The sequence below is a fragment of the Peptococcaceae bacterium genome (assembly GCA_024655825.1).
Taxonomy (GTDB): domain Bacteria; phylum Bacillota; class Peptococcia; order DRI-13; family PHAD01; genus JANLFJ01.
Genome location: JANLFJ010000006.1, coordinates 82,486 through 104,310, shown reverse-complemented (window position 1 = coordinate 104,310; position 21,825 = coordinate 82,486). Strand labels below are relative to the sequence as shown.

At 56.6% G+C, this 21,825-nt stretch carries 21 protein-coding genes; 19 read left to right on the top strand and 2 right to left on the bottom strand.

The genetic code is table 11. From position 1 onward, the window contains the following. The 18 genes from NUV48_04035 to NUV48_03950 all read left to right on the top strand — a co-directional run. A partial coding sequence (locus NUV48_04035) for an MFS transporter (GenBank protein ID MCR4441306.1) occupies positions 1-242 on the top strand: 242 nt, incomplete at its 5' end. Between the two features lie 97 nt (positions 243-339). Beyond that, positions 340-1,671, top strand: coding sequence for a 4-hydroxybutyrate CoA-transferase (locus tag NUV48_04030; GenBank protein ID MCR4441305.1), 1,332 nt, complete (start codon positions 340-342; stop codon positions 1,669-1,671). Between the two features lie 43 nt (positions 1,672-1,714). Further along, a complete protein-coding gene (locus NUV48_04025; protein ID MCR4441304.1) occupies positions 1,715-2,896 on the top strand; it encodes a CoA transferase in 1,182 nt (393 codons plus the stop codon). Then, complete coding sequence (locus NUV48_04020) at positions 2,897-3,238, top strand: hypothetical protein (GenBank protein MCR4441303.1); 342 nt, start codon at positions 2,897-2,899, stop codon at positions 3,236-3,238. Between the two features lie 52 nt (positions 3,239-3,290). Further along, positions 3,291-4,157, top strand: coding sequence for a 3-hydroxyacyl-CoA dehydrogenase NAD-binding domain-containing protein (locus tag NUV48_04015; GenBank protein ID MCR4441302.1), 867 nt, complete (start codon positions 3,291-3,293; stop codon positions 4,155-4,157). A 13-nt stretch (positions 4,158-4,170) separates the two neighbouring features. Beyond that, positions 4,171-4,947 (top strand): enoyl-CoA hydratase-related protein, encoded by a 777-nt coding sequence (locus NUV48_04010; protein ID MCR4441301.1) that lies wholly within the window; start codon positions 4,171-4,173, stop codon positions 4,945-4,947. A gap of 18 nt (positions 4,948-4,965) precedes the next feature. Further along, positions 4,966-6,156 (top strand): acetyl-CoA C-acetyltransferase, encoded by a 1,191-nt coding sequence (locus tag NUV48_04005; protein ID MCR4441300.1) that lies wholly within the window; start codon positions 4,966-4,968, stop codon positions 6,154-6,156. Positions 6,157-6,323: 167 nt separating this feature from the next. After that, positions 6,324-7,313: an amidohydrolase family protein gene (locus NUV48_04000; protein ID MCR4441299.1), complete on the top strand. Its 990-nt coding sequence runs from the start codon at positions 6,324-6,326 to the stop codon at positions 7,311-7,313. A gap of 55 nt (positions 7,314-7,368) precedes the next feature. Continuing rightward, a complete protein-coding gene (locus NUV48_03995; GenBank protein MCR4441298.1) occupies positions 7,369-8,511 on the top strand; it encodes an acyl-CoA dehydrogenase family protein in 1,143 nt (380 codons plus the stop codon). Between the two features lie 48 nt (positions 8,512-8,559). Then, entirely contained in the window at positions 8,560-9,354 is a 795-nt protein-coding gene (locus NUV48_03990) for an electron transfer flavoprotein subunit beta/FixA family protein (protein ID MCR4441297.1), read from the top strand. A 37-nt stretch (positions 9,355-9,391) separates the two neighbouring features. Next, entirely contained in the window at positions 9,392-10,390 is a 999-nt protein-coding gene (locus NUV48_03985; GenBank protein MCR4441296.1) for an electron transfer flavoprotein subunit alpha/FixB family protein, read from the top strand. 33 nt (positions 10,391-10,423) lie between these two features. Next, complete coding sequence (locus NUV48_03980) at positions 10,424-11,281, top strand: flavodoxin family protein (GenBank protein ID MCR4441295.1); 858 nt, start codon at positions 10,424-10,426, stop codon at positions 11,279-11,281. Positions 11,282-11,288: 7 nt separating this feature from the next. Then, positions 11,289-13,232, top strand: coding sequence for an FAD-dependent oxidoreductase (locus tag NUV48_03975; protein ID MCR4441294.1), 1,944 nt, complete (start codon positions 11,289-11,291; stop codon positions 13,230-13,232). Between the two features lie 45 nt (positions 13,233-13,277). After that, positions 13,278-15,215: an FAD-dependent oxidoreductase gene (locus tag NUV48_03970; protein MCR4441293.1), complete on the top strand. Its 1,938-nt coding sequence runs from the start codon at positions 13,278-13,280 to the stop codon at positions 15,213-15,215. A 63-nt stretch (positions 15,216-15,278) separates the two neighbouring features. Further along, positions 15,279-15,740, top strand: coding sequence for a DUF2889 domain-containing protein (locus NUV48_03965; GenBank protein ID MCR4441292.1), 462 nt, complete (start codon positions 15,279-15,281; stop codon positions 15,738-15,740). 34 nt (positions 15,741-15,774) lie between these two features. After that, positions 15,775-17,235, top strand: a complete 1,461-nt coding sequence (locus NUV48_03960) for a menaquinone biosynthesis decarboxylase (GenBank protein ID MCR4441291.1) — start codon at positions 15,775-15,777, stop codon at positions 17,233-17,235. Further along, the gene (gene ubiA, locus NUV48_03955; GenBank protein MCR4441290.1) at positions 17,216-18,070 is read left to right on the top strand and encodes a putative 4-hydroxybenzoate polyprenyltransferase; all 855 of its coding nucleotides are present in this window, start codon (positions 17,216-17,218) and stop codon (positions 18,068-18,070) included. Before NUV48_03960 ends, ubiA begins: the two co-directional genes overlap by 20 nt. 37 nt (positions 18,071-18,107) lie before the next feature. After that, on the top strand, positions 18,108-18,866 hold the full coding sequence (locus tag NUV48_03950; GenBank protein ID MCR4441289.1) for a class I SAM-dependent methyltransferase: 759 nt from the start codon (positions 18,108-18,110) through the stop codon (positions 18,864-18,866). 89 nt (positions 18,867-18,955) lie between these two features. On the opposite strand, the gene NUV48_03945 is transcribed toward NUV48_03950, so the two are convergent. After that, positions 18,956-19,354 (bottom strand): hypothetical protein, encoded by a 399-nt coding sequence (locus tag NUV48_03945; GenBank protein ID MCR4441288.1) that lies wholly within the window; start codon positions 19,352-19,354, stop codon positions 18,956-18,958. A gap of 17 nt (positions 19,355-19,371) precedes the next feature. After that, positions 19,372-19,797, bottom strand: a complete 426-nt coding sequence (locus NUV48_03940; protein MCR4441287.1) for a ferritin-like domain-containing protein — start codon at positions 19,795-19,797, stop codon at positions 19,372-19,374. A gap of 122 nt (positions 19,798-19,919) precedes the next feature. Here NUV48_03940 and NUV48_03935 point away from each other — a divergent pair, with 122 nt between their 5' ends. Next, on the top strand, positions 19,920-21,788 hold the full coding sequence (locus NUV48_03935; protein ID MCR4441286.1) for a spore germination protein: 1,869 nt from the start codon (positions 19,920-19,922) through the stop codon (positions 21,786-21,788). Positions 21,789-21,825 lie beyond the last annotated feature (37 nt).

The window sequence follows — 21,825 nt, the reverse complement described above, 5'->3', positions numbered from 1 at the left end:
TGTACGGTTCCGAGCTGTGGCCGACCTGGCTGCGGGCAACGGGGATGGGCATCGCTTACATGGGCATTGCCCGCATCGGTTCGACCTTTGGCCCCATGGCGGTCGGCGCGATGGCCGATATAATCGGGGTGGCAAAGGCCATCGGGGTCATGGCCAGCTTCTATATCCTGGCGGTTATCCTGATCTGGGCCATCGGCTACGAGACCAAGGGCAAGTCCCTGGAAGAACTGGACAAAATCTGATTGGGAAGTATTCTTGGACAGCGGGATGGTTTGCATGGGTCACGCCGGCTTTGGCCGGCGTGACTTAAAATAATGAGGCAGAAAGGTGGTTAAATCAATGACCAAATGGCAGGATCTCTACAAAAAGAAGCTCACCACCGCCGATGAAGCCGTCAAAGTGGTGAAATCCAACGACCGGGTCGTCTTTGGCTTCGCCTGCGGCGAGCCGCAGACCCTGGTGGAAGCACTCGTCAGGCGCGCGCCCGAGCTGGAGAACGTGGAGATCGACCATATGATTTCTATGGGCCCGTCCGAGTACTGCAAACCGGAATATGAAAAGAACTTCCGCCACCGTTCCCTGTTTATCGGCGCTTCGGCCCGCGAAGCCGTCAACGACGGGCGGGCGGACTTTGTCCCCATCTTTTTTCACCAGATACCCTGGCTCTACCAGCGGGGCATCCTGCCGGTCGACGTGGCCTTGATCCAGCTTACCCCGCCGGATAAAAACGGCTTCTGCAGCCTGGGAGTCTGCGCCGACTACACCATCGCGGCCATGGAAGCGGCCAAGTGCGTGGTGGCCGAGGTTAACGCCCAGTACCCCTGGACCAGTGGCCGGCCTGTGCATGTTTCGGAGCTTGATTACATCGTGGAAAGCGACCGCCCGATCATCACCACGGGGAAACCGGCCATCACCGAGGTGGAAAGAGAGATCGCCAGGCACGTCTCTTCACTGGTCGAAGACGGGTCAACCCTGCAGATGGGTATCGGCTCCATCCCCGACGCCGTTGCCTCGCTGCTCGTCGACAAGAAGGACATCGGCGTTCATACCGAAATGGTGGCCGACTGGTGCGTCGACCTTTACGAAGCCGGAGCGCTCACCGGGCGCAAGAAGAGCATGCACAAGTGCAAATTGATCGCTACTTTTATCCAGGGTTCGCAAAAGCTGTATGACACCATTAACGGCAACCCCATGGTGGAGATGTGGCCTGTCGACTATACCAACAGCCCATGGATCGTGGCCCAGCAGCATAAAATGGTCGCCATCAACAGCGCCCTCCAGGTCGACCTGCAGGGCCAGGTCTGCGCCGACAGCATCGGCACGAAACAGTACAGCGGCGTGGGCGGCCAGGTCGACTTCATCCGCGGGGCGGCGCAGTGCCCGGGCGGAAAATCGATCATCGCCATGACTTCGACGGCCGCCGGCGGTAAGCTGTCGCGCATCGTGCCCTGGCTGGAACAGGGCGCCTCGGTGACCACCAGCCGCAACGACGTCCATTACGTCGTCACCGAATACGGGATAGCGGACCTGAGATTCAAGACCTTGCGGGAAAGGGGAGAGGCGCTCATCGAGATCGCGCACCCCGATTTCCGCGCCGAACTGCGCAGGGAACTGTACCGGAGGCACCCGGGGTATGAAAGGTACAAGCAGAGAATGGAGCAGAAAAAATAGCCCCAAAACAGGCTTATCCCACATTTTTATTAAGGAGGGATATATGATGAAAGAAGCCCTTTCCGGTCTCAAGGTCCTGGACCTGACCCGCCTTCTTCCCGGTCCTTACTGCACCATGTTCTTAGCCGACTTCGGGGCCGAGGTCGTCAAGGTGGAGGAACCGGGGCGCGGCGACTACATGAGGGAATGGCCTCCCTACATCAATAAAGTCGGGGCGATTCACCTCCTGGTTAACCGCAATAAAAAAAGCATGACCCTGAACTTGAAGAAACCAGAGGGCAAAGAAATACTGCTTAAGCTGTGCGAACAGGCCGATGTGCTCGTGGAAAGCTTCAGGCCCGGGGTGATGGACCGTTTGGGGGTAGGCTACGAGGCCGTGAAGCAGGTTAACCCGCGCATCGTTTACTGTTCTTTAAGCGGTTACGGGCAGGACGGACCTTACCGCCTGCTTCCTGGCCATGACCTCAACTACATTGCGCTGGCCGGTCTTTTGGATCTCTGCGGTGAGCCGGGAGGAGACCCCATCATCCCGGCGACCCAGGTGGCCGACCTGGGGGGCGGCGCGCTGATGGCCCTGTCCGGGATTCTCCTGGCCCTGCTGGCGAGGGAAAGAGAGGGGATCGGGCAGTTCATTGATGTGGCCATGCTGGACGGCACGGTGAGCTGGATGATCCGGCCGGTTGCCTGCTACCTGGCGGGAGAGCTGATTAAGCGAGGCGAAGAACTGGCCGCCGGCGGCCTGACCAGCTATTTGCCCTACGAGACGTCGGACGGCAGGCACATTGCCGTAGGCGCAATGGAGGAGAAGTTTTGGGAGAATGTTTGCAAGAAGCTGGGGCGCGAGGACCTTGTCCCCATCCAGTACGGGGACAGGGAAAAGCAGGACTACATCCGCCGGGAGTTGAAGAAGATTATTAAAACAAAGACCCGCGACGAATGGGTCAAGGAAATGATGTTCGCCGGCGACTACTGCGTTACGCCTGTCAATAACGTTGCCGAAATGATGGAAGACCCGCAGGTCCTGCACCGCGAGATGGTCGTGGAAGTTGACGACCCGGTGGCCGGCAGGATCAAGCAGCTGGGCGTGCCGATCAAGCTCTCCGCAACCCCTGGGAAAGTGGCCAAGGCCGCGCCCCTTTTGGGGGAGCATACTGAAGAGATGCTTTCCAGGATTGGCTTTGACAAAAAAATGGTCGGCGAATTAAAGGAAAAGGGAGTCATCTAGTTGGGGGGAGGAAGAGATCCGGTCAGGCTGGGCATCCGGTACTGCGGGGGCTGCAACCCGGGAATAGACAGGGAGGAAATAACAAAAAAAATACTGCGGCTTCTTGTCCAGGCTGGAATGAAATTGCAGGTCGTCTATGAGGGGGACGAAAGGTCTCCTGATTTCTGGCTGACCGTCAGCGGCTGCGAAAGCGACTGCACAAGCCGGAAAGACAGCCTTGCCGAGGTGGTGGTGGCCGGATGTTCAGTAGACCGCTGGAAGGCGGCTGGCGAGGAGGACATCGTGTTGAGAGCTTACCGGAAGATTATTGAACTGGCCGGCAAAAAAAGGACGGGCGGTTAGTAATTAATATATAAAAATATATAAAATTTCATAATAAAGGGAGGTAAAAACAATGGAAGTGAAAAAAATAGCGGTTATTGGGGGATCCGGGCAGATGGGCCAGGGGATATGCCACGTGGCCGCCCTGGGAGGCTATGAGGTGTCCCTGCGAGGGAGGACACCCGAGACCTGCCAGAAGGCGTTTGACGGGATCAGCAAAAACATGTTCAAAGGGGTGGAGAAGGGCAAGGTATCCAAAGAAGAAGCCGAGGCCGCGCTGGCGCGCATCAAGACGACCACCAGCCTGGAAGAGTGCGCAAAAGACGCCGACTTCGTCATCGAGGCCGTGCCGGAAGAACTGAAAGTGAAGTGGGAAACGTTCCAGGCCCTGGATGAGATCTGCCCCGGCCACACCGTCTTTGCCACCAACACCTCTTCTTTAAGCATTACCGAGATCTTCTCCGTGACCAAAAGGACGGACCGCTGCATCGGGATGCATTTCTTCATTCCCGTCCACATCATGAGGCTGGTCGAAATAATCAAGGGACTGGAGACCAGCGATGAGACGGCGGCCGTAACCGAAGCCGTGGCCAAAAAAATGGGCAAGGAGACGGTGATGGTCAACGAAGCGCCCGGCTTTGCCACCAGCCGGATCAACGCCCTGATCGGCAACGAGGCCTTCAGGATGCTGCAAGAAGGGGTGGCCTCCGCGGAAGACATTGACAAGGCCATCAAGCTGGGACTCAACCACCCCATGGGGCCGTTTGAAATGATCGACATGGTGGGGCTGGATACCCGGCTGCATACCCTGGAATACCTTTACGAAACGCTGGGCGAGAGGTTTCGTCCCAACCCGCTGCACGTCAAGTACGTGAAGGCGGGAAGGCTGGGCAGGAAAGTCGGCAAGGGAGTCTATGAATACCCCGATTTGAAAAAGTAGGCAGGTTAGGGAGATGACTTACCAGAACATACTGCTGGAAAAGGAAAACGGTATCGCCGTCTTGACAATAAACCGCCCCGAGGTCAGGAACGCGCTGAACAAAGAAACGGTGCAGGAGATCAGGCAGGCCGTGGCCGAAGTCAGGGAAGACGAGAGCGTCAGGGTGTTGATTGTGACGGGCGCCGGCGACAAGGCCTTTGTGGCCGGCGCGGATTTGAACAGCCTGCAAAAACGGGGGATGGTCGAGACCCTGGCCAATGAGAACCAGTTGGCGCTGTCCGAGCTGGCTGGTCTGGAGAAGCCGGTCATCGCGGCAGTGAACGGTTTTGCCCTGGGGGGCGGTTGCGAACTGGCCATGGCCTGTGACATACGCATTGCCAGCGAGAACGCGAAGTTCGGACAACCCGAACCGGGGCTGGGCTTTCTGCCCGGGGCCGGGGGGACCCAACGGCTGCCCAGGCTGGTGGGTGCGGCCAAGGCCAAGGAGCTAATCTTTACCGGCGAATTAATCGACGCCCGGGAAGCGGAGAAGATTGGACTGGTGAACAAGGTTGTGCCGCAGGAGGAACTGATGAAGGCGGCCCGGGAAATGGCGGAAAAGATCATGAAGAAAGGCCCGCTGGCGATCAGGATGGCCAAACTGGTGATCGATAAGGGCATGGACGTGGACCTGGCCAGCGCCCTTCTTTTGGAACGCGTCGGCCAGACAGTGCTGTTTGGCAGCGAAGACAGGAAGGAAGGGATATCGGCATTTTTTGAAAAGAGACCACCTGAATTCAAAGGCAAATAACAAAAGGGGGAAAAAGAGATGCGTGAAGCTGTAATCGTGGAGGCCGTGAGGACAGCCGGCGGCAGGATGGGTGGTACCCTGAAGGATGTTCAGGCGGAAGACCTTTCCAAAATTGTGATGGAAGAACTGCTCAACAGGACAGGCATCGAAAAAGAAGCGATCAGCGAAGTGATCTGGGGACAGACCAAGCAGTCGGCCGATGCTCCCAACATTGCGAGGGTGGCGGCGCTCAAGACCGGGATACCAATAGAGATCCCGGCGTACACCGTCCACCGCCAGTGCGGTTCAGGGCTACAGGCCGTCAACAACGCCGCCCAGGCCATCATGTGCGGCCTGTCGGACATAGTTATCGCCGGCGGGGTGGAGAGCATGAGCACCGCCATCTACTACCTGCGCAACGCCCGCTTCGGTTACACCGCCGGCAACGGCGAGCTGGTGGATTCAAACACCGAGAGCCAGCCCAGGTCGCAGCCCATTGAGATGTTCGGCTCGTTCACCATGGGCATGACGGCGGAAAACCTGGCCGAGAAGTATTCCATCAGCCGGGAGGAGCAGGACCTCTTTGCCTTCAACAGCCAGGAGAAGGCCCATGCCGCCATCCAGGCGGGCAGGTTCAAGGAAGAGATTGTCCCGGTTATAATTCCCCAGAGGAAAGGCGACCCGATCATCTTTGAGGTCGACGAGCACCCGCGCCGGACCAGCATGGAGGAGCTGGCCAAACTGAAGCCGGCCTTTAAAAAGGACGGGACGGTCACGGCCGGCAACGCGTCGGGGCGCAACGACGGGGCAGCCGGGCTGGTGGTCATGTCCGCCGAGGAAGCGGCCAAAAGGAACCTCAAGCCCATGGCCATAATCCGCAGCCAGGCCGCAGCAGGCGTTGATCCCAGGATCATGGGGATCGGGCCGGTGCCCGCTTCCCAAAAGGCCCTGAAGCTGGCCGGCCTGAACTGGGGAGACATCGGGCTGATCGAACTGAACGAGGCCTTTGCCGCCCAGTCCCTGGCCGTGATCAAAGAGCTTGACCTGAACCAGAGCATCGTCAACGTCAACGGCGGGGCCATTGCCCTGGGACACCCCCTGGGCTGCTCGGGGGCCAGGATACTCACCACCCTGCTATACGAGATGAAGCGCCGCAAAGTCAAGTACGGCCTGGCCACCCTGTGCATCGCCGGCGGCCAGGGCATTGCCACCGTCGTGGAGCGCGTGTAACGTGTAAAGAAAATTATTTTAAGCCAGCTTTGACGCCGCCGGCCGGCGTACGGCCCTGGGACAGTTTTACTGCCCGGGAGTCATTAAATGCGCAGCGGCGCTGTACGCCGCCGGGGCGTTATTTATACCATTATTAAACTTGCCAAGTATGAGAGGAGGAGTAAAACATGTCGAAAGACACGGAAAAGAGAGCACCCAAGACCCCGGAAGAAAGAGGTTACACCATACTTGACATTCATGCCCACCCCAGCGTTAAAGACGGTGGCGTACCGCCGGTCATGCGGTATGCCCTTTCCTTAAAGAAATACCTGGAACCCCGCTGGACAGGGAAATCGGGAAACCGCACCATGGAGGACCTCATCGATGAAATGCCGGTCCTGGCCGACCTGGTAGGCATCCTAAAGAAGCATGGCATCAAGAGCACGCCGGTGGCCTGGGACGCCGAGAGCGGCACCGGAGAGAAGCCTGTGACCAACGACTTTGTCGCCAAGATTGTCAAGGAACACCCCGAGGCATTTTTATGCGGCTGGGGCTCGGTCGATCCCTGGAAAGGCGTGGCCGCCTTGCAGGAGGCCGAGAGGTGCATTAAGGAACTGAACCTGATCGGGCTCAAGTTCCAGCAGGCCTCGCAGCGTTTCCACGTCAACGACAAAAGGTTTTACCCCTTGTGGGACCTCTGCCAGGACTTGGGTGCAGTGGTGCAGTTCCATAGCGGCTATACCGGGCTGGGCAGCGGGGGACCGGGAGGGGACGGGATGTACTGCATGAGCTACTGCCGCCCCCTCGAGGTGGACGAAGTGGCTGCCGATTTCCCCAGGCTGAAGATCATCCTTCTCCATGCCAGCGAGCCGTGGCCCTGGGAGGCCAACATGGTGGCCCTGCACAAGAGAAACGTGGTCAGGGAGACATCAGGCATCTGGCCGCGGTACTTCCCCCACGAAATGCTCTACGACATGAACCGCCGCCTCCAGGACAAGTTCCTTTTCGGCAGCGAGTGGCCGTATTTCAACACCGACGAACTGCTGAAGCAGTGGGAGGAGCTGGATTTAAGGCCCGGCGTGCTGGAAAAGGTCATGTACAAGAACGCCCTGAACTTCCTGGGCGAGGAGTTGGAAAGGGTCGGAGCCGACCTGAGCCCCTGGAAAGGATTATATTAACAGCCGAAAAAGGATAACTGGACAAAAAACCATGATTGGCAAGGAGGGATTAGAGATGGACTTTGCAGAGGGCAGGGCTTTGCAGATGCTGCGCGAGATGTGCCGGGAGTTTGCCGAAAAAGAAGTGCTGCCTTACATCGATGAGCTGAAAAAAAAGCCTGAATTTCCGTACCATATTACTAAACGAATGGGAGACCTGGGCTTGATCGGCCTGACCATCGGCGAAAAATACGGCGGGAACATGATGGGCCACGTGGCGGCGATGGTGGCGATTGAAGAACTGGCTTACCACTACCCGTCACTGGGGACCCACCTGCGGGGCTACCGCCTGGTCCCGCAGGTGATTGAGCACCACGGGAACGAAGAGCAAAAAGAAAGGTTCCTGCCACGGCTGGCCAGGGGCGAGATCATGGGAAGCCTGGCCACCACCGAGGCTTCGGGCGGCTCGGCACCAAACGTCTGCGCCACGACCTGCCGGCGCGAAGGAGACTACTACATCGTCAACGGGCGGAAAGTGATGATCACCAGGGGCAAGGATTCCCACGTCGTACTCATTTCGGCCCGCGAAGGGGATAAGATCCACTGCCTGGCGGTGGAAAAAGACATGCCGGGGCGTTTGGCCGGCAGGAGGGAAACGATGGCCGGAGTATCCTCGGTTTCCCCGGTTGACGAGATCATCTTCGAAGACATGAAGGTGCCGGTGGCCAACCGGATCGGGGCCGAGGGCAAGGGGCTGGGGCCGCTTCTGGACGGGATCGGCGCCGTGGGGCGTCATGGGGGAGCCGGCACCTGCCTGGGGATCGCCCGTTGGGCTTACGACGTTGCCAGGAAATACGCCAAAGAAAGAATGATCGGCGGCAAGCAGCGCCTCCTGGACATCAGTTCCGTGCGCCACATGCTGGCGGACATGGACACCAGGGTCGAGCAGGCCAAGCTTTTATGCTACAGGTTTGCCTGGCTGCTTGACCAGGGCATTAAAGCCCGGGACTGCGCGCGCGAAGGGGCCATGGCCAAGCTGGTCGCCTCGGAAACCGCGGTCTACAACTGCTACAAAGCCATCGAAATACATGGCGGTTACGGCACCACGGAAGAATTTAAAATCATCGGCAGGCTCCATACCGCTTTAGACATGGTATCCGCCGCCGGCGCCGACAACATCATGCGCAACACGATCGCTCTGGCGCAGGACAGGGACTAGGACTGCCTGGACATAAGAAGTAAGGGAAAAAGGAAGGTGGGGAGAATTATGTCATATAAAATTGCGGTATGTGTAAAACATGTACCACACCCTGATTACTTTTCCAGGGTCAAGCTTGACCCCAAGACGGGAACGATCATCAGGACCGGCATCCCTTCGGTTGTCAACCCGCTGGACCGCCATGCCCTGGAAGTGGCCCTTTCCTTCAAGGATAAATACGGAGGGAGCGTAACGGCGGTAAGCATGGGCCCGCCGCCGGCCAGGGAAGCCCTGGAAGTGGCCCTGGCCATGGGGGCCGATGAGGCAGTTTTGCTTACCGACAGGAAGTTTGCCGGCGCCGACAGCCTTCTGACCGCCGAGATACTGGCCAAGGGCTTAAAAGAAATAGCCAGCTTTGACCTGGTCGTCTGCGGGGACTTCGCGGTGGACGGCTCCACCGGCCAAGTCCCGGCCCAGCTTGCCGAGTACCTGGGATACCCGCACCTGGCCCATGTCCAGGAAATAGCCTTGGAAAACGGTAAATTGAAGGCCAAAACGACCAGAGAAACCGGCTATGCCGTCTACCAGGCGCAGCTGCCGGTGGTGATCGCGGTAAACAAACACGCGGGCGTTCCCAGGAACATGACTGTGCCGGGAATTATGAAGGCCGTAAAGTACGACCTGAAAATGATCACCGCGGATAAAATACGCCTTTTGGCGCCTAACGCCCTGGAGGGTTCCCCGACAAGGGTGCAGGGGATGACCGAAGTCAAAGGAGGCCGTAAAGCCCTGATCCTTACGGGCGAACCGGCGGACTCGGTCAAAAAGGCCATCGAGCACCTGAAAAAAGTCGGAGCACTTTGATGTTACTTATATGTCAAGGAATGGAGGGAAGATATAAATGAGCAGCGGAGCAGTTTGCGTTTTTGCGGAACATTTCCAGGGAAACGTAAAGAAGTATTCGCTGGAGAAGATAAACAAGGCCAAACAAATAGCGGCCGGGCTTGGAGCAGAAACAGCCGTCCTGGTGTGCGGGAACCGGCTGGACAAAGTCGCGCGGGACCTGGCGGGTACTGGAGTGACAAAGGTCTACGCTTTTGACCACCCCAGCCTGGAAATGTACCAGCCGCTCCTCTATGCCGACCTGCTTGCCGGCTGGGCCAGGGAGGAAAAGCCGGAGATCATGTGGTTCAGCAGCAGCAGCATCGGGGCCGACCTGGCTTCACGGGTGGCGGCCAAGCTGGAGACAGGGCTTACGGCGCACTGCGTTGACCTGGACTTGGAAGAAATCGACGGGAAGAAGATCGTTGTTCATTCCCTGCCCGGCTGGGGCGGCAACTTCATGGTCAAAATCATTTGCCCCGAAAAAAGGCCGCAGATGGCCACGGTCCGTTCCGGCATCTGCGAGGCGGCGGAGATTTCCAGCGAGTCTTTGGCCCAGGTGATAAAAGTCCCCGTGACCGTAAAAGAAGAACTCTTAAAAATACGGGCCGTGGAGGAGGTTCACGATGAAGCCGCTTCCGACGGCCTGGAAACGGCGGAAGTGGTGGTAGCCGGAGGCTGGGGCATGAGAAGCGCCGGGTCACTGGACCTTCTCAAGCAGCTGGCCAAAACGCTCAAGGCCGAGATCGGCGGAACCCGCCCGCTTGTCGACTGCGGCTGGGTTGAGGAATCAAGGATGATCGGGGTCAGCGGGAAAACAGTCTCGCCCAGGCTGTTCATCAGCGTGGGAGCCTCGGGGCAGCCGCACTACACCACGGGCTTTGACAAGGCGGGAGCCATCGTGTGCATCAATAATGACCCGGCCGCCCCGCTGTTTGAAATGTGCGATGTGGGGATCGTCGGCGATGCCCGCAGGGTGCTGCCCGAGCTCATTGCCCAGCTCGAGGCCGCTTTGTAAGCCGCGTTTCCTAATAGAAAGGGGAGAGCTAACATGGCCAAAGTGCTGGGGATAGTAGGTTCGCACAGGAGGCAGGGCAACAGTGCCGTTCTGGCGCAGTTGTGCCTGGAGGCCGTGAATAAGTCAGGGTTCGAGGTCGAACTCATCCGCCTGCATGACTTAAACATAAAAAGTTGCCGGGGGTGCCTGTCTTGTGTTTACAAGGGGAAGTGCGCCATCGAGGATGACGATATGCCTGCGCTCCTGGAAAAACTTGTTAACGCTTCCGGGCTGGTGACGGCGGCACCAACCTATATCTTCAGCCCGAGCGCAGTGATCAAAACGCTGATCGACAGGAGCCTGATGCTTACGCCTTATCTGGAAGAATTAAAGGAGAAAAAAAGGTTCGCGGTAAGCATCAGCATAGCCGGCAGCGCCAGGTGGAACCCGATGGGCACAACCTTCTTGAACCAGTTTGCCCTGTCGTACGGCTACAAGGTACTGGACCAGATGGAGGCATACGGCCCGGGACCGGCTGAAACGGTCCTGCAGGTTGAGGCTGTCGAAAAAGCGGCCAGAATGGGCGAGCTGCTGGCCCAAACGCTGCGAGGCGAACATGTCCCGCCGAAGCATGAAATGTCGGGGTTGAAATGCCCTGTCTGCATGGGCAGCGTGTTTGACTTGAAAAAAGCCGGTAAGGCGCAGTGCGTCGCCTGCCTGGCCGAAGGGGTTCCTGTCCAGTCTTCTGAAGGATTCGAGATTGCTTTCGTTACGCCTGAACACAATTTCTTTTATATTGACGACAGGATTGAACACGTAAAAGATTGGATCGAGCCTTCCCGCGACAGGTTTTTTGAGGTCCGGGAGCGAATAAAAGCCCGGCTGGACGAGCTGGGAATAAAAAAGAGGTGAATTTACAATGCAGTATCCCAACCTTTTTTCCAGCGCCAAAATTGGAAAGATGACGGTTGAAAACAGGATCATCATGGCGCCGATGGCCACCAATTTCGCTCTGGACGGCGGAGGAGTGAGTCAGGTCCAGCACGATTATTACGCGGAAAGGGCCAGGGGCGGGGCAGGACTGATCATCGTTGAGAATGCCAACGTGTCTTTCCCCTTGGGCGCCAACGGGGCGACCCAACTCAGGATCGACGAGGACAGGTTTATTCCGGGGCTGGCCCACCTGGTTGACACAATCCACGAGGCAAAAGAAGGCTGCAAGGCGGCTATTCAGCTCAACCACGCGGGGGCGACGGCAAAGTCTTACCGGGTAGGCGCGCAGCCGGTCAGCGCTTCAAACATTCCCGCCACCGCTGCCGGTGAAGTGCCCCGCCCGCTTACGCGCGAAGAGTTTGCGGAATTGGCGGCAAAATTCGGCGAGGCGGCCCTGCGGGCCAAAAGGGCCGGCTTTGATGCTGTCGAAGTTCACGGGGGTTACGGCTATTTGCTGGGGCAAGTCATTTCGCCGTATACCAACAGGCGAAGCGACGAATATGGCGGCAGTGTGGAGAACAGGATGAGATTTCCCTTGATGGTGGTGGAAGAGATCCGCCGGCGGGTAGGTCCCGATTTTCCAATCCTGTTCAGGATGAATGGCGATGAATTCATGGAGGGCGGGCTGACCTTAGAAGAGGCCAAGAGAGGGGCCAAGCTGCTGGAAGAGGCCTCCGTGGACCTGATTCACGTCACGGCCGGCAACGGCTACACCGCGTACCGCCATCTCGAGCCCATGTCTTTTCCGGAAGCGTGGAAGGCTTACCTGGCCGGCGAGGTCAAAAAGGTGGTCGGCGTTCCGGTGGCGGCGGTCGGGGTCATCCGCGACCCGGCCAGGGCCGAGGCGATAATTGAGGCGGGCGTTGATTTCGTGGCGATCGGCCGGGGTCTGATCGCCGATCCAGAATGGCCCAACAAAGCCCGCCAGGGCAAGGCTGGCGACATTAGGAAGTGCATATCCTGCCTGGTCTGCGCTTCCCGGCGGGTGTTCGAGGACCTGCCGATCCGCTGCTCCGTCAACCCGCTGGTCGGGCATGAAGGGGAAGCGAGGGTTGTTAAGCCTGCCGGGAAAGCAAAAAAAGTCGTGGTGATCGGCGGCGGGCCGGCAGGAATGGAGGCCAGCATACTGGCCAGCCAAAACGGGCACAGGGTTACGCTTGTCGAGAGGAGAAAAGAACTGGGCGGCCAGCTGCTGTTGGCCAAAGTTCCTCCACATAAGGACAAGATCGCGTGGTTTATCGATTACCTGGCCGATCAGGTCCGCCGGGCCGGCGTAGAAGTCAGGCTGGGGGTGGAGGCAGACGCGGAGACGGTTGCAAGCATGGCCCCGGATGCGGTTATCGTGGCTACGGGCGGGCAGCCCATCACCCTGTTCCTGCAGGATTCGCCTTCGGCCGTCACCGCTCACGCCATGCTTGAAAAGGGACTGCGTTATTCCAACAAGAAAGTGGTCGTCATCGGCGGCGGGCTGGTAGGGTGCGAGTCTGCCGAGTACCTGGCGGAGCAGGGAAACAGGGTTACCGTGGTGGAAATGCTGCCCCAGGTCCTGGCCGATACCGACCCGCTGACCCGGGCCGATCTTTTGCTGCGGTTGAACCGGCTGGGCGTGGACCTCAGGGCGAATTTCCGCGTAAAAAGCGTCACGGGGACTAATGTTACCGGTGATGTCACCCAAGGGGGAGAAGTTTCCCAGCAAGAGCTGGAGGCCGAACTCCTGGTCATTGCGGTGGGTGCCAGGCCGGACGACGCGCTGGTTAACGAACTGAAAAACATCCCGGGGCTTGAGGCTTTTGCCGTCGGCGACTGCGTGAAGCCGGGCCGGATTGTGCATGCGGTGCGCCAGGCCGCGGTGGCCGCAAGCAAGCTCTAAAGGGAGGAAAGCTGGAAAAAATTATCCAAAGGGGGTACTGGTATCATGTCTGTACTTTTTACACCCGTTAAAATCGGAGGGGTTGAGATTAAAAACCGGATTGCCCTGCCTCCCATGACCAGCAACTACGCTGACGAGGATGGCATGGTGACGGACCGGTTGATTGATTTTTTTGCCGAGCGCGCCGCAGGCGGGGTAGGGCTGATAATCGTGGAAGCGACCTACGTCAGCCAGAATGGGAGAAGGTCGAAGTACAACATCAACGTTTTTGATGACCGGTTTATTCCCGGCCTGGCCAGGCTGACCTCGGCCGTAAAAAGGCACGGCGCGAGGGTGGCCTTGCAGATTGCCCACGGCGGCAGGGAGTGCAGGCGGGAAGTCACCGGGGAGCAGCCGGTGGCCCCTTCGGCCGTTTCCTCCGCTTTTTCCGGCTACGGCGCCGGGGAGCAGCCCCGTATCCTTTCCCTGGCTGAGATTGAAGAGATGGTCGTGAACTTTGCCAAGGCGGCGGTAAGGGCCAAAGAAGCCGGTTTCGACCTCGTGGAAATACACGGCGCCCACGGTTACCTTATCAGCCAGTTTCTTTCAGCCAACACGAATTTCAGGACTGACAGGTACGGCGGCGGCCTTGAAGGGAGGGCCAGGCTGCTGGAGGAAGTGGTCTTAAGGTGCAAGGAGGCTGTCGGGCCGGATATGCCGGTTACCGTACGCCTGAATGCCAGCGACTATACCCCGGGGGGTTTGACGCTCGAGGAATCGCTGCAGGTTGGCCGGATAGCGGAGAGGGCTGGCGCGGATGCCCTGCACGTATCTGCGGGCGTAAACGCTGCCCGCCCGTACATGATGATCCCGGGAATGGATGTCGAAAAAGGCTGCAATGTGAAGGCGGCCGCCAGATTCAAGGAGATTCTAAACATCCCGGTAATCGTGGCCGGCAGGATAAACGATCCCCTCCTGGCCGAGTACATCATCAAGGAAGGTAAGGCGGACATGGTCTCCGTGGGCAGGGGGCTGATTGCCGATCCGGAATGGATCAAAAAAACCGCGCAAAAAGATTTTACGGCCATCAGGAAATGCATCGGCTGCAACGAAGGGTGCATCAGGCGGCTCCACGAGGCCAAGCGGATCACCTGCGCCATCAATGCGGCGGCCGGCCGCGAGGCTGTGTTCATGGAAGGCCTGCGAAAAGCGCCTGTCCCCAAAAAAGTGGCCGTGGCGGGGGGAGGCCCGGCAGGCATGGAGGCGGCGAGAGTGGCAGCGATAAGGGGGCACCGGGTGACCCTCTATGAAGAGCAGGATTCCCTGGGGGGACTGCTTAAGCTTGCCGCCATCCCGCCCCGGCGCAGCGATATAGGCAACCTGGTCGGCTATTACCAGAACATATTGCCCAGGCTGGGTGTAGAGATAAGGCTTAAAGAGAGGTTTACACCCCAAAAGGCAAGCGAGACGAAACCCGATGCCGTAATCCTGGCCACCGGCGGAAAGGTTAATCGCCCGCCGGTCCCCGGGCTGGATCTGCCGCACGTGGCCGGGGCTTTTGAGATTATCAAAGGCGAGAAGAAAGCCGGCCAAAACTGCGCGGTCGTCGGCGGCGGGCTGGTGGGCATAGAAACTGCAGAAATCCTGGCGGAGCAGGGGAAACGCGTTATCCTGATCGAAATGTTTGATATTAACCTTGATGCCCCGCGGTCGGACATAGTCTATTACACCGACCGGCTGGAAGAGCTGCAGGTCGAGCTGCATCCGAAAACCAGGCTTTTGGAAGTAACCGAAAACGGCCTTCTCGTGGAGGAAAAGGGCTGGAAAAAGATGATCCTCGATGTGGACACGGTGGTGATAGCCACCGGTCTGAAACCCGACAGCTCGCTGGCGGATGAATTCCGCCGGGTGGTCCCGGAGGTTTATGCGGTGGGAGACTGCCAGGCTCCGGGGAAAATAATCAACGCGGTTCACGCTGCCGCGGAAACAGCCTTGACTCTATGAAAAATATGGATTACTATCAGTGTCAAGGAAATCATACGGCCAAGGCGGGGGAGAAAGCATCTCATGTATCTTTACAACCGGATGAAAAACTACAGCGTTGAGCAGGTCGGGAACGACCTGCGCATCCAGGCGTCGATGATCGACAGCATCCATGAGATGGTGCTGGAACTGGTTGTGGGTCTGGATGACAGCGTGATTAAGAAGGTCAGGTTTGACATGATCAGGACGCCGCACCTGTTGATCTGCAAGGAAATGGAAGCAAAAGCCAGAACCCTGGAAGGGTGCGCGGTTGGCCAGGGCATCGCTAAAACGATCAAGGAAAGAGTGGGCGGCGGCGAGGGCTGCCATCACCTGGTGGACTTGTTCGTTGAGGCCATCAAAGTGTTCAAGCAAGGCCAGTACCGCCTTATTTACCACCGGGAAAACGATAGGGAAAGAAGAAAAGAGATTTACTGGAGCGAGTTAAAAGGCACCTGTTTCTATTACACTCACGGCCAAGAAGAAAAGTATAAGGGACTGGATTAAGGCAAAGTTATCGCCAAACCGGGAGGGAACAGGTATGGCCTATGCAGACTTGCAGGAGTTTTTACAGGCGCTGGAAGAGAGAGGTTTGCTGAAGAGAATTGAGGCGGAGGTAAGCCCTTTTTTGGAAGTGACTGAAATATCGGACCTGGTGGTGAAAAAAGGAGGCCCGGCTTTATATTTTTCCAGGGTTAAAGGTTCTCCCTACCCGCTGGTGACGAATCTTTTCGGTTCCCAGGAAAGGATGAGCATGGCCCTGGGGGTAAAAACCCTGGACGAAGTTGGAGAAAGGATCCGGGAATACCTTGAACTGCCGTTTGCCGCGGCCGGCGGCTGGCTGGAAAGGCTGAAAGCCGTTCCCAGGGCTGCGGAGGCGGTAAAATTCCTGCCCAGGATGGTAAAAAACGCCCCCTGCCAGGAAGTGGTGGAGACCGACCCGGACCTTTTCTCGCTTCCCGTCCTGCAGTGCTGGCCGCTGGATGGCGGCCGGTTTATCACGCTGCCGCTGGTTTTTACGAAGGATGTGCGGACCGGGCGGCGCAACTGCGGCATGTACCGGATGCAGGTTTATGACGCCAAAACCACGGGAATGCACTGGCACCTCCACAAAGACGGGTCGCGCCATTTGCAGAGCGCCCTTGAAGAAGGAAAACGCTTGGAAGCGGCTGCGGTTTTAGGTGGCGACCCCGCCACCATCTATGCGGCGACTGCCCCTCTCCCCCAGGATGTGGATGAAATGGTCTTCGCCTCGTTTTTGAGAAGGGAACCGGTGGAAATGGTGAAATGCAGGACCGTCGACCTGGAAGTGCCAGCTCGCGCCGAATTTGTCCTTGAGGGTTATGTGGAACCCGGGGAGTTGAGGAAAGAGGGTCCGTTCGGGGACCACACCGGTTTTTATTCCCCTGCAGACGATTATCCCGTATTTCACCTGACCTGCCTGACCCGCAAGAGAAGCCCGGTTTACCCGTCCACGATCGTGGGCAGGCCGCCGATGGAAGACGCGTTTTTGGGAAAGGCTACGGAAAGAATATTCTTGCCGCTGCTGCAGCAGTTGCTTCCCGAGGTTGTGGACATGCACTTCCCGCCGGAAGGGGTCTTTCATAACTGCCTGGTGGTTTCGATAAAAAAACGTTACCCGGGACAGGCCAGGAAAGTTATGCAGGCCCTGTGGGGGATGAGCCAGGCGATGTTTACCAAGCTGATCATCGTGGTTGATGAGCATGTTGACGTTCAGGACATGCCTGCGGTTTGGTGGCGCGTTTTCAACAATATTGATCCCCGGCGGGATGTAACGATTGTTGAAGGACCGCTGGACGCCCTGGATCACGCTTCGACCACGCCTTTTTATGGCAGCAAGATGGGTATTGATGCCACCAGGAAATTGCCCGAGGAGGGTCATCGCCGGGAATGGCCCCGGGAGCTGGAAATGATCCCCCAGATTAAGGAACTGGTGGCTAGGAGATGGCGCGAGTATGGCTTTGATCCTGAAAAAGATTAAACTGCTGGGGGAACTCATCAAATATGAACACACGGTCTTTGCCCTGCCGTTTGCCTACCTGGGAGCCATCCTGGCCCAAAAGGCTTTTCCCTCCTGGTGGCAGTTATTCTGGATAACCCTGGCCATGGCCGCCGCCCGCAGCGCCGCCATGGGACTGAACAGGGTCATCGACAGGCACCTTGATGCGGCCAATCCGCGGACAGCCGGCCGGCACCTGCCGCGAGGCCTGGTCTCCGTGCTGGAGGTTAAAGTTTTCATTGCGTTTTCACTGGTAGTCTTTGTTTACTGCGTGTATGTACTCAGCCCCCGTCACCTTGTTTACACGCCGGTAATCATGCTTTTTCTCGTCGGCTATTCCTATACGAAGCGCTTTACCTGGCTGTCCCATCTCATCCTTGGGGCCACGGACGGGTTTGCTCCCCTGGGCGGCTGGATCGCCGTCACACGGTCGATGGACCCCACGGCTTTTCTCCTGGGAGCGGTTGTCGCTTTTTGGGTGGCCGGTTTTGACATCATCTACGCGACGCTGGACCTTGATTTCGACCGGGAATACGGCCTTTATTCCCTGCCGCTCAACTTTGGGTTGAAGAATGCCCTGCTCATATCCAGGGCCCTTCACGCCCTCAGCGTTCTCTTGCTTCTGTTTATCTTTTTCTTCTTAGGGCTGGGCTGGTGGTTCCTGGCAGGAATCGCGGTCATGGCGGTTCTTCTTGTTTATGAGCATTCCATCATTTCACCGAATGACTTAAGCAGGGTAAACACGGCCTTTTTCAACGTCAACGGGCTGATCAGCATTTTACTCCTGGCCTTCACGGCGATTGACGTTTTGTTCTAGCCAAAAAAGCCGGAGCGTAAGGAGAAAGACGGCGTTTATGGTTTCTAAAAAGGGAGTGCAGTTTGCGGAAAAGGAACAGTATGTAAAAGGGGTTTTTGCAGCCATAGCGCCTGTTTATGACCGGATGAACGTGATTATGACCTTTGGACTAATAAAAGGCTGGCGGAGATTCGTGCTGGACATGTGCCGGCTAAAACCCGGCGGGGTGGTGCTCGATGTCGGGACGGGGACGGGGGAAATGGCGTTTCAGGTACTACAAAAGGTCGGTCCTGCAGGAAAGGTGATTGGGGTTGATATTTCAGAAGAAATGCTTAGCATTGCCCGGAAAAAGCTACGGGCCCTGTACTCAAGAAACGGGGTCAGTCCTCCGGTTTTCTTCAAGGCCGGGGACGCCCTGGCGTTGCCGTTCCCAGACGGCATGTTCGACTGCGTGGTCACGGCGTTTACTCTCCGCAACGTATCCAGTATTTTGCTGGCTGTAGGCGAAATGGCTAGGGTCTGCCAAAAAGGAGGCAGGGTTGTTTGCCTGGAAATCTCGGAGCCTGTCAACCCACTGCTGAGGACAGGTTTCAGGCTGTATTTCAACCGCTTCATTCCGCTGCTCGGCCGGCTGGCGGGCAGGGGGCAAAGGATTTTGGGAAAGTCGCCCGCTTATACCTGGTTGTCCCAGTCACTGAGGGATTTCCCCCAAGGGGAGGAAATGGCCGGCATTTTCAGTGACGCGGGTTTGAGCAATAGCCGCTTCCACCCCCTGAGCGGGGGCATGGTCACGGTGTATGTGGGTGAAAAGGCTTAACAGCCGGAGTTATGTGTAGTTGGAAGTTAAATAAAAAGAGGAGTTGATAACCGCTATCAGCTCCTTTTTTATTGATTTTATTAAACTGCTTAACCAATCAGGTAGAGTAATCTCATGGCGTTGAGTTCGTGCTCAACCAGGCAGTTGAAAATTGGATCGCGGTAACAGGTGCTGGCTGCCAGGTACATATCCTTCAGGAGGTGTATGACCTGGGTCTCTTCTTTGAAAGCATAGCGCGCCGCATCAATAAAATTTACAAAAACTGGCACTACTTCCGCCGCTTCCCCGTAAGGAGGCATCATTGAGCCTTCCATCTCGTAATAGAGGTCTTCCAGCCTGGAGAGGGTATTTTTTACAGTCAGCAAGTTCATGTCAACCATTCGCCTGGCATCCTCGGTTGGAGCATTCTGCTTCATATAACCGTACACCACCTCGAGCTCGGTCAGTTCCATAACGAGGGATTTTACTGTGTTATGCATCATAGCCATATTGCGCATACTCCTTTCTAATAATTTAATAAATAATTATCCAGCAAGACATGGCGCAGCTCATCTTGGGCCGCGTTGAAGAGAATATCGCGGTAAACAGGATTAGCCGTCATCAGGTACATGTTTTTGTATTTGCGGGCATCGGCATATTCATCAAAAAGCTGGAGCTGTAGAAGCTCGTCAAAAGTTGCCCCGGCCTGCGGCGTCTTCATTCCTGTACTGTCTGGCGGCGGCTCTTTTCCTGTCAGCTGCTCGTAGATTTCCTCAAACGCTTCCGCATGACGGGATTCATCCTGCGCATTCATATAAACGATGCGCCTCGCCTCTTCCGACGGGGCCAGGTCAGCCATCTTCAGGTAGCGCTGGTTGGCTTCCAGTTCACCGTAATATGATTCCAGGACAAGCCACGTAAAATTTTGATCGTCCAGATTCACGGGATTCATTATTGCCCTCCCCATTCCATGTTTTATTATATTTATACTTTATGCGGGTCATGAAGCAAGGGTGACAGGCATAATTTCCGGTTTATCGTTAAAAAATAAAAAAAAGAAAAGATTGGTGTCATATGCCTGCCCAAAAGAAAAAAAACGACGCAAAGAATAACAGCCGGGATAAAAACGACCAAAACGGAGAAAGACCCGGGCTTTTCAAAACCCTAAAAAAAGCGGCAGCCCGCTGGCTGGTATTCCAGGAGGAAGTTCCCCGGGAAAATTTTATTTTACTGGACCAAAAGCAGGGCGACAAAAAACAGCAGCATGGGAACGGCCAGGAGAGCAGCAGCGGCGAAAACCATCCCAGGACCCGTATGAACAAAAAACCCAGGCCAATCAGGCGCAAAAACCATAATGGGAAATTAAACGACCCCGGGGAAGATGAGGAAGGTTTTTATACAAATTTGCTGGTTGATCCGCAGTTAAGAATGAATAAAAAATACATCGAGAGAATATACTCTCTCCCCAAGAATAAAGACATTATCGTGCGCGATTTCACCATTGCGCTGGACCCTCCCGTTCAGGCTTTTGCCGTGTTTATCGAAGGGATTTCCGACAGGGTAACGGTTAATGAAAGCGTGCTCAAACCGCTGATGTTCCTGTCGGGTCTCAAAGAAAAAGTGGAGATCATGGAACTGGCCGAATATCTAAAAAGGCATGTTGTTTATGGAAACCAGGTTGACGTCCAGGATAAATATGAAGATATTATCGAAAAAATCAATTATGGGGGTACGGCCGTTTTCCTGGATGGGTCTCCTTACTGTCTAACCATAGAAACAAAAGGTTGGGAAAAGCGTCCCGTGGGGAAACCTGTGACCGAGCAGGTCATACGCGGTCCCCACGAGGCCTTTGTCGAAACGCTGCGCAGCAACACCGGTCTGCTTCGCAAGGCTATCCGCAATCCCCACTTGATAACCGAGCACATTAAGATTGGGGTCAGGAACAAGACGGATGTTGCCATCATGTACCTGGACAACCTGGTCAATCCTTCCCTGGTGGAAGAAGTCAGGCGAAGGATAAATTCCATCGATACAGATTATGTAAGCGAATCGGGAGTTTTGGAGCAGTTTATAGAGGACAATCCCTTTATGCCTGTTCCCCAGGTTATATCCACCGAGCGGCCCGACCGGGTGATTTCTTTCATCATGGACGGGAAAGTGGCCATCCTGATGGACGGCAATCCCAACGTTCTTGTTGTTCCTACCACCTTTTTTTCCCTGCTCCACAGTCCCGAAGATTATTACCTGCGGGTGCCTTACGGCAATTTTATCCGCCTTTTGCGCGTAGTGGCCATGTTTATTGCCTTCATTACGCCCTCTTTCTACGTGGCCATAACCACGTTTCACCAGGAGATGATCCCCACCGACCTGATTCTGGTCATTGCTTCCTCCCGGGAAACGGTCCCGTTCCCCACGATTATCGAGGTGTTTTTTATGGAGTTTGCCTTTGAGATGATCAGGGAAGCCGGTGTGCGCGTGCCGGGGGTCATCGGCAACACCCTGGGCATTGTTGGCGCCCTGATCCTTGGGCAGGCCGCTGTGCAGGCGGGGATAGTCAGCCCGATCCTTATTATCGTCGTAGCCCTTACCGGTCTTGCTTCCTTTGCCATTCCCAACTATTCCATGTCCTTCGCTTTCCGTGGGGTGCGCTTCATTTTTACAGCCCTGGCCGCCGGTTTCGGTTTTTTTGGCGTCTCGGCTGGACTTTTTATTCTCCTAACTTCCATGACCAGCATGAAATCGTTCGGCGTGCCCATTCTCTCTCCCATTGGGCCCCGAACCAGGGCCGGCCCCGACATCGTGCTGCGCGGGCCAGTCTGGTCGATGGAGGAAAGACCCGACTTCCTCAATACCAGGGAAACAAGGAGACAGCCCGATATCAGCCGCGGCTGGTTCAAAGACAATTCGAAAAGACGGGAAGACGGGGGTGGGGACAATAAGTAAAAGAGAACCTTTGATACTCCTTGGTCCTTCCGAGGCA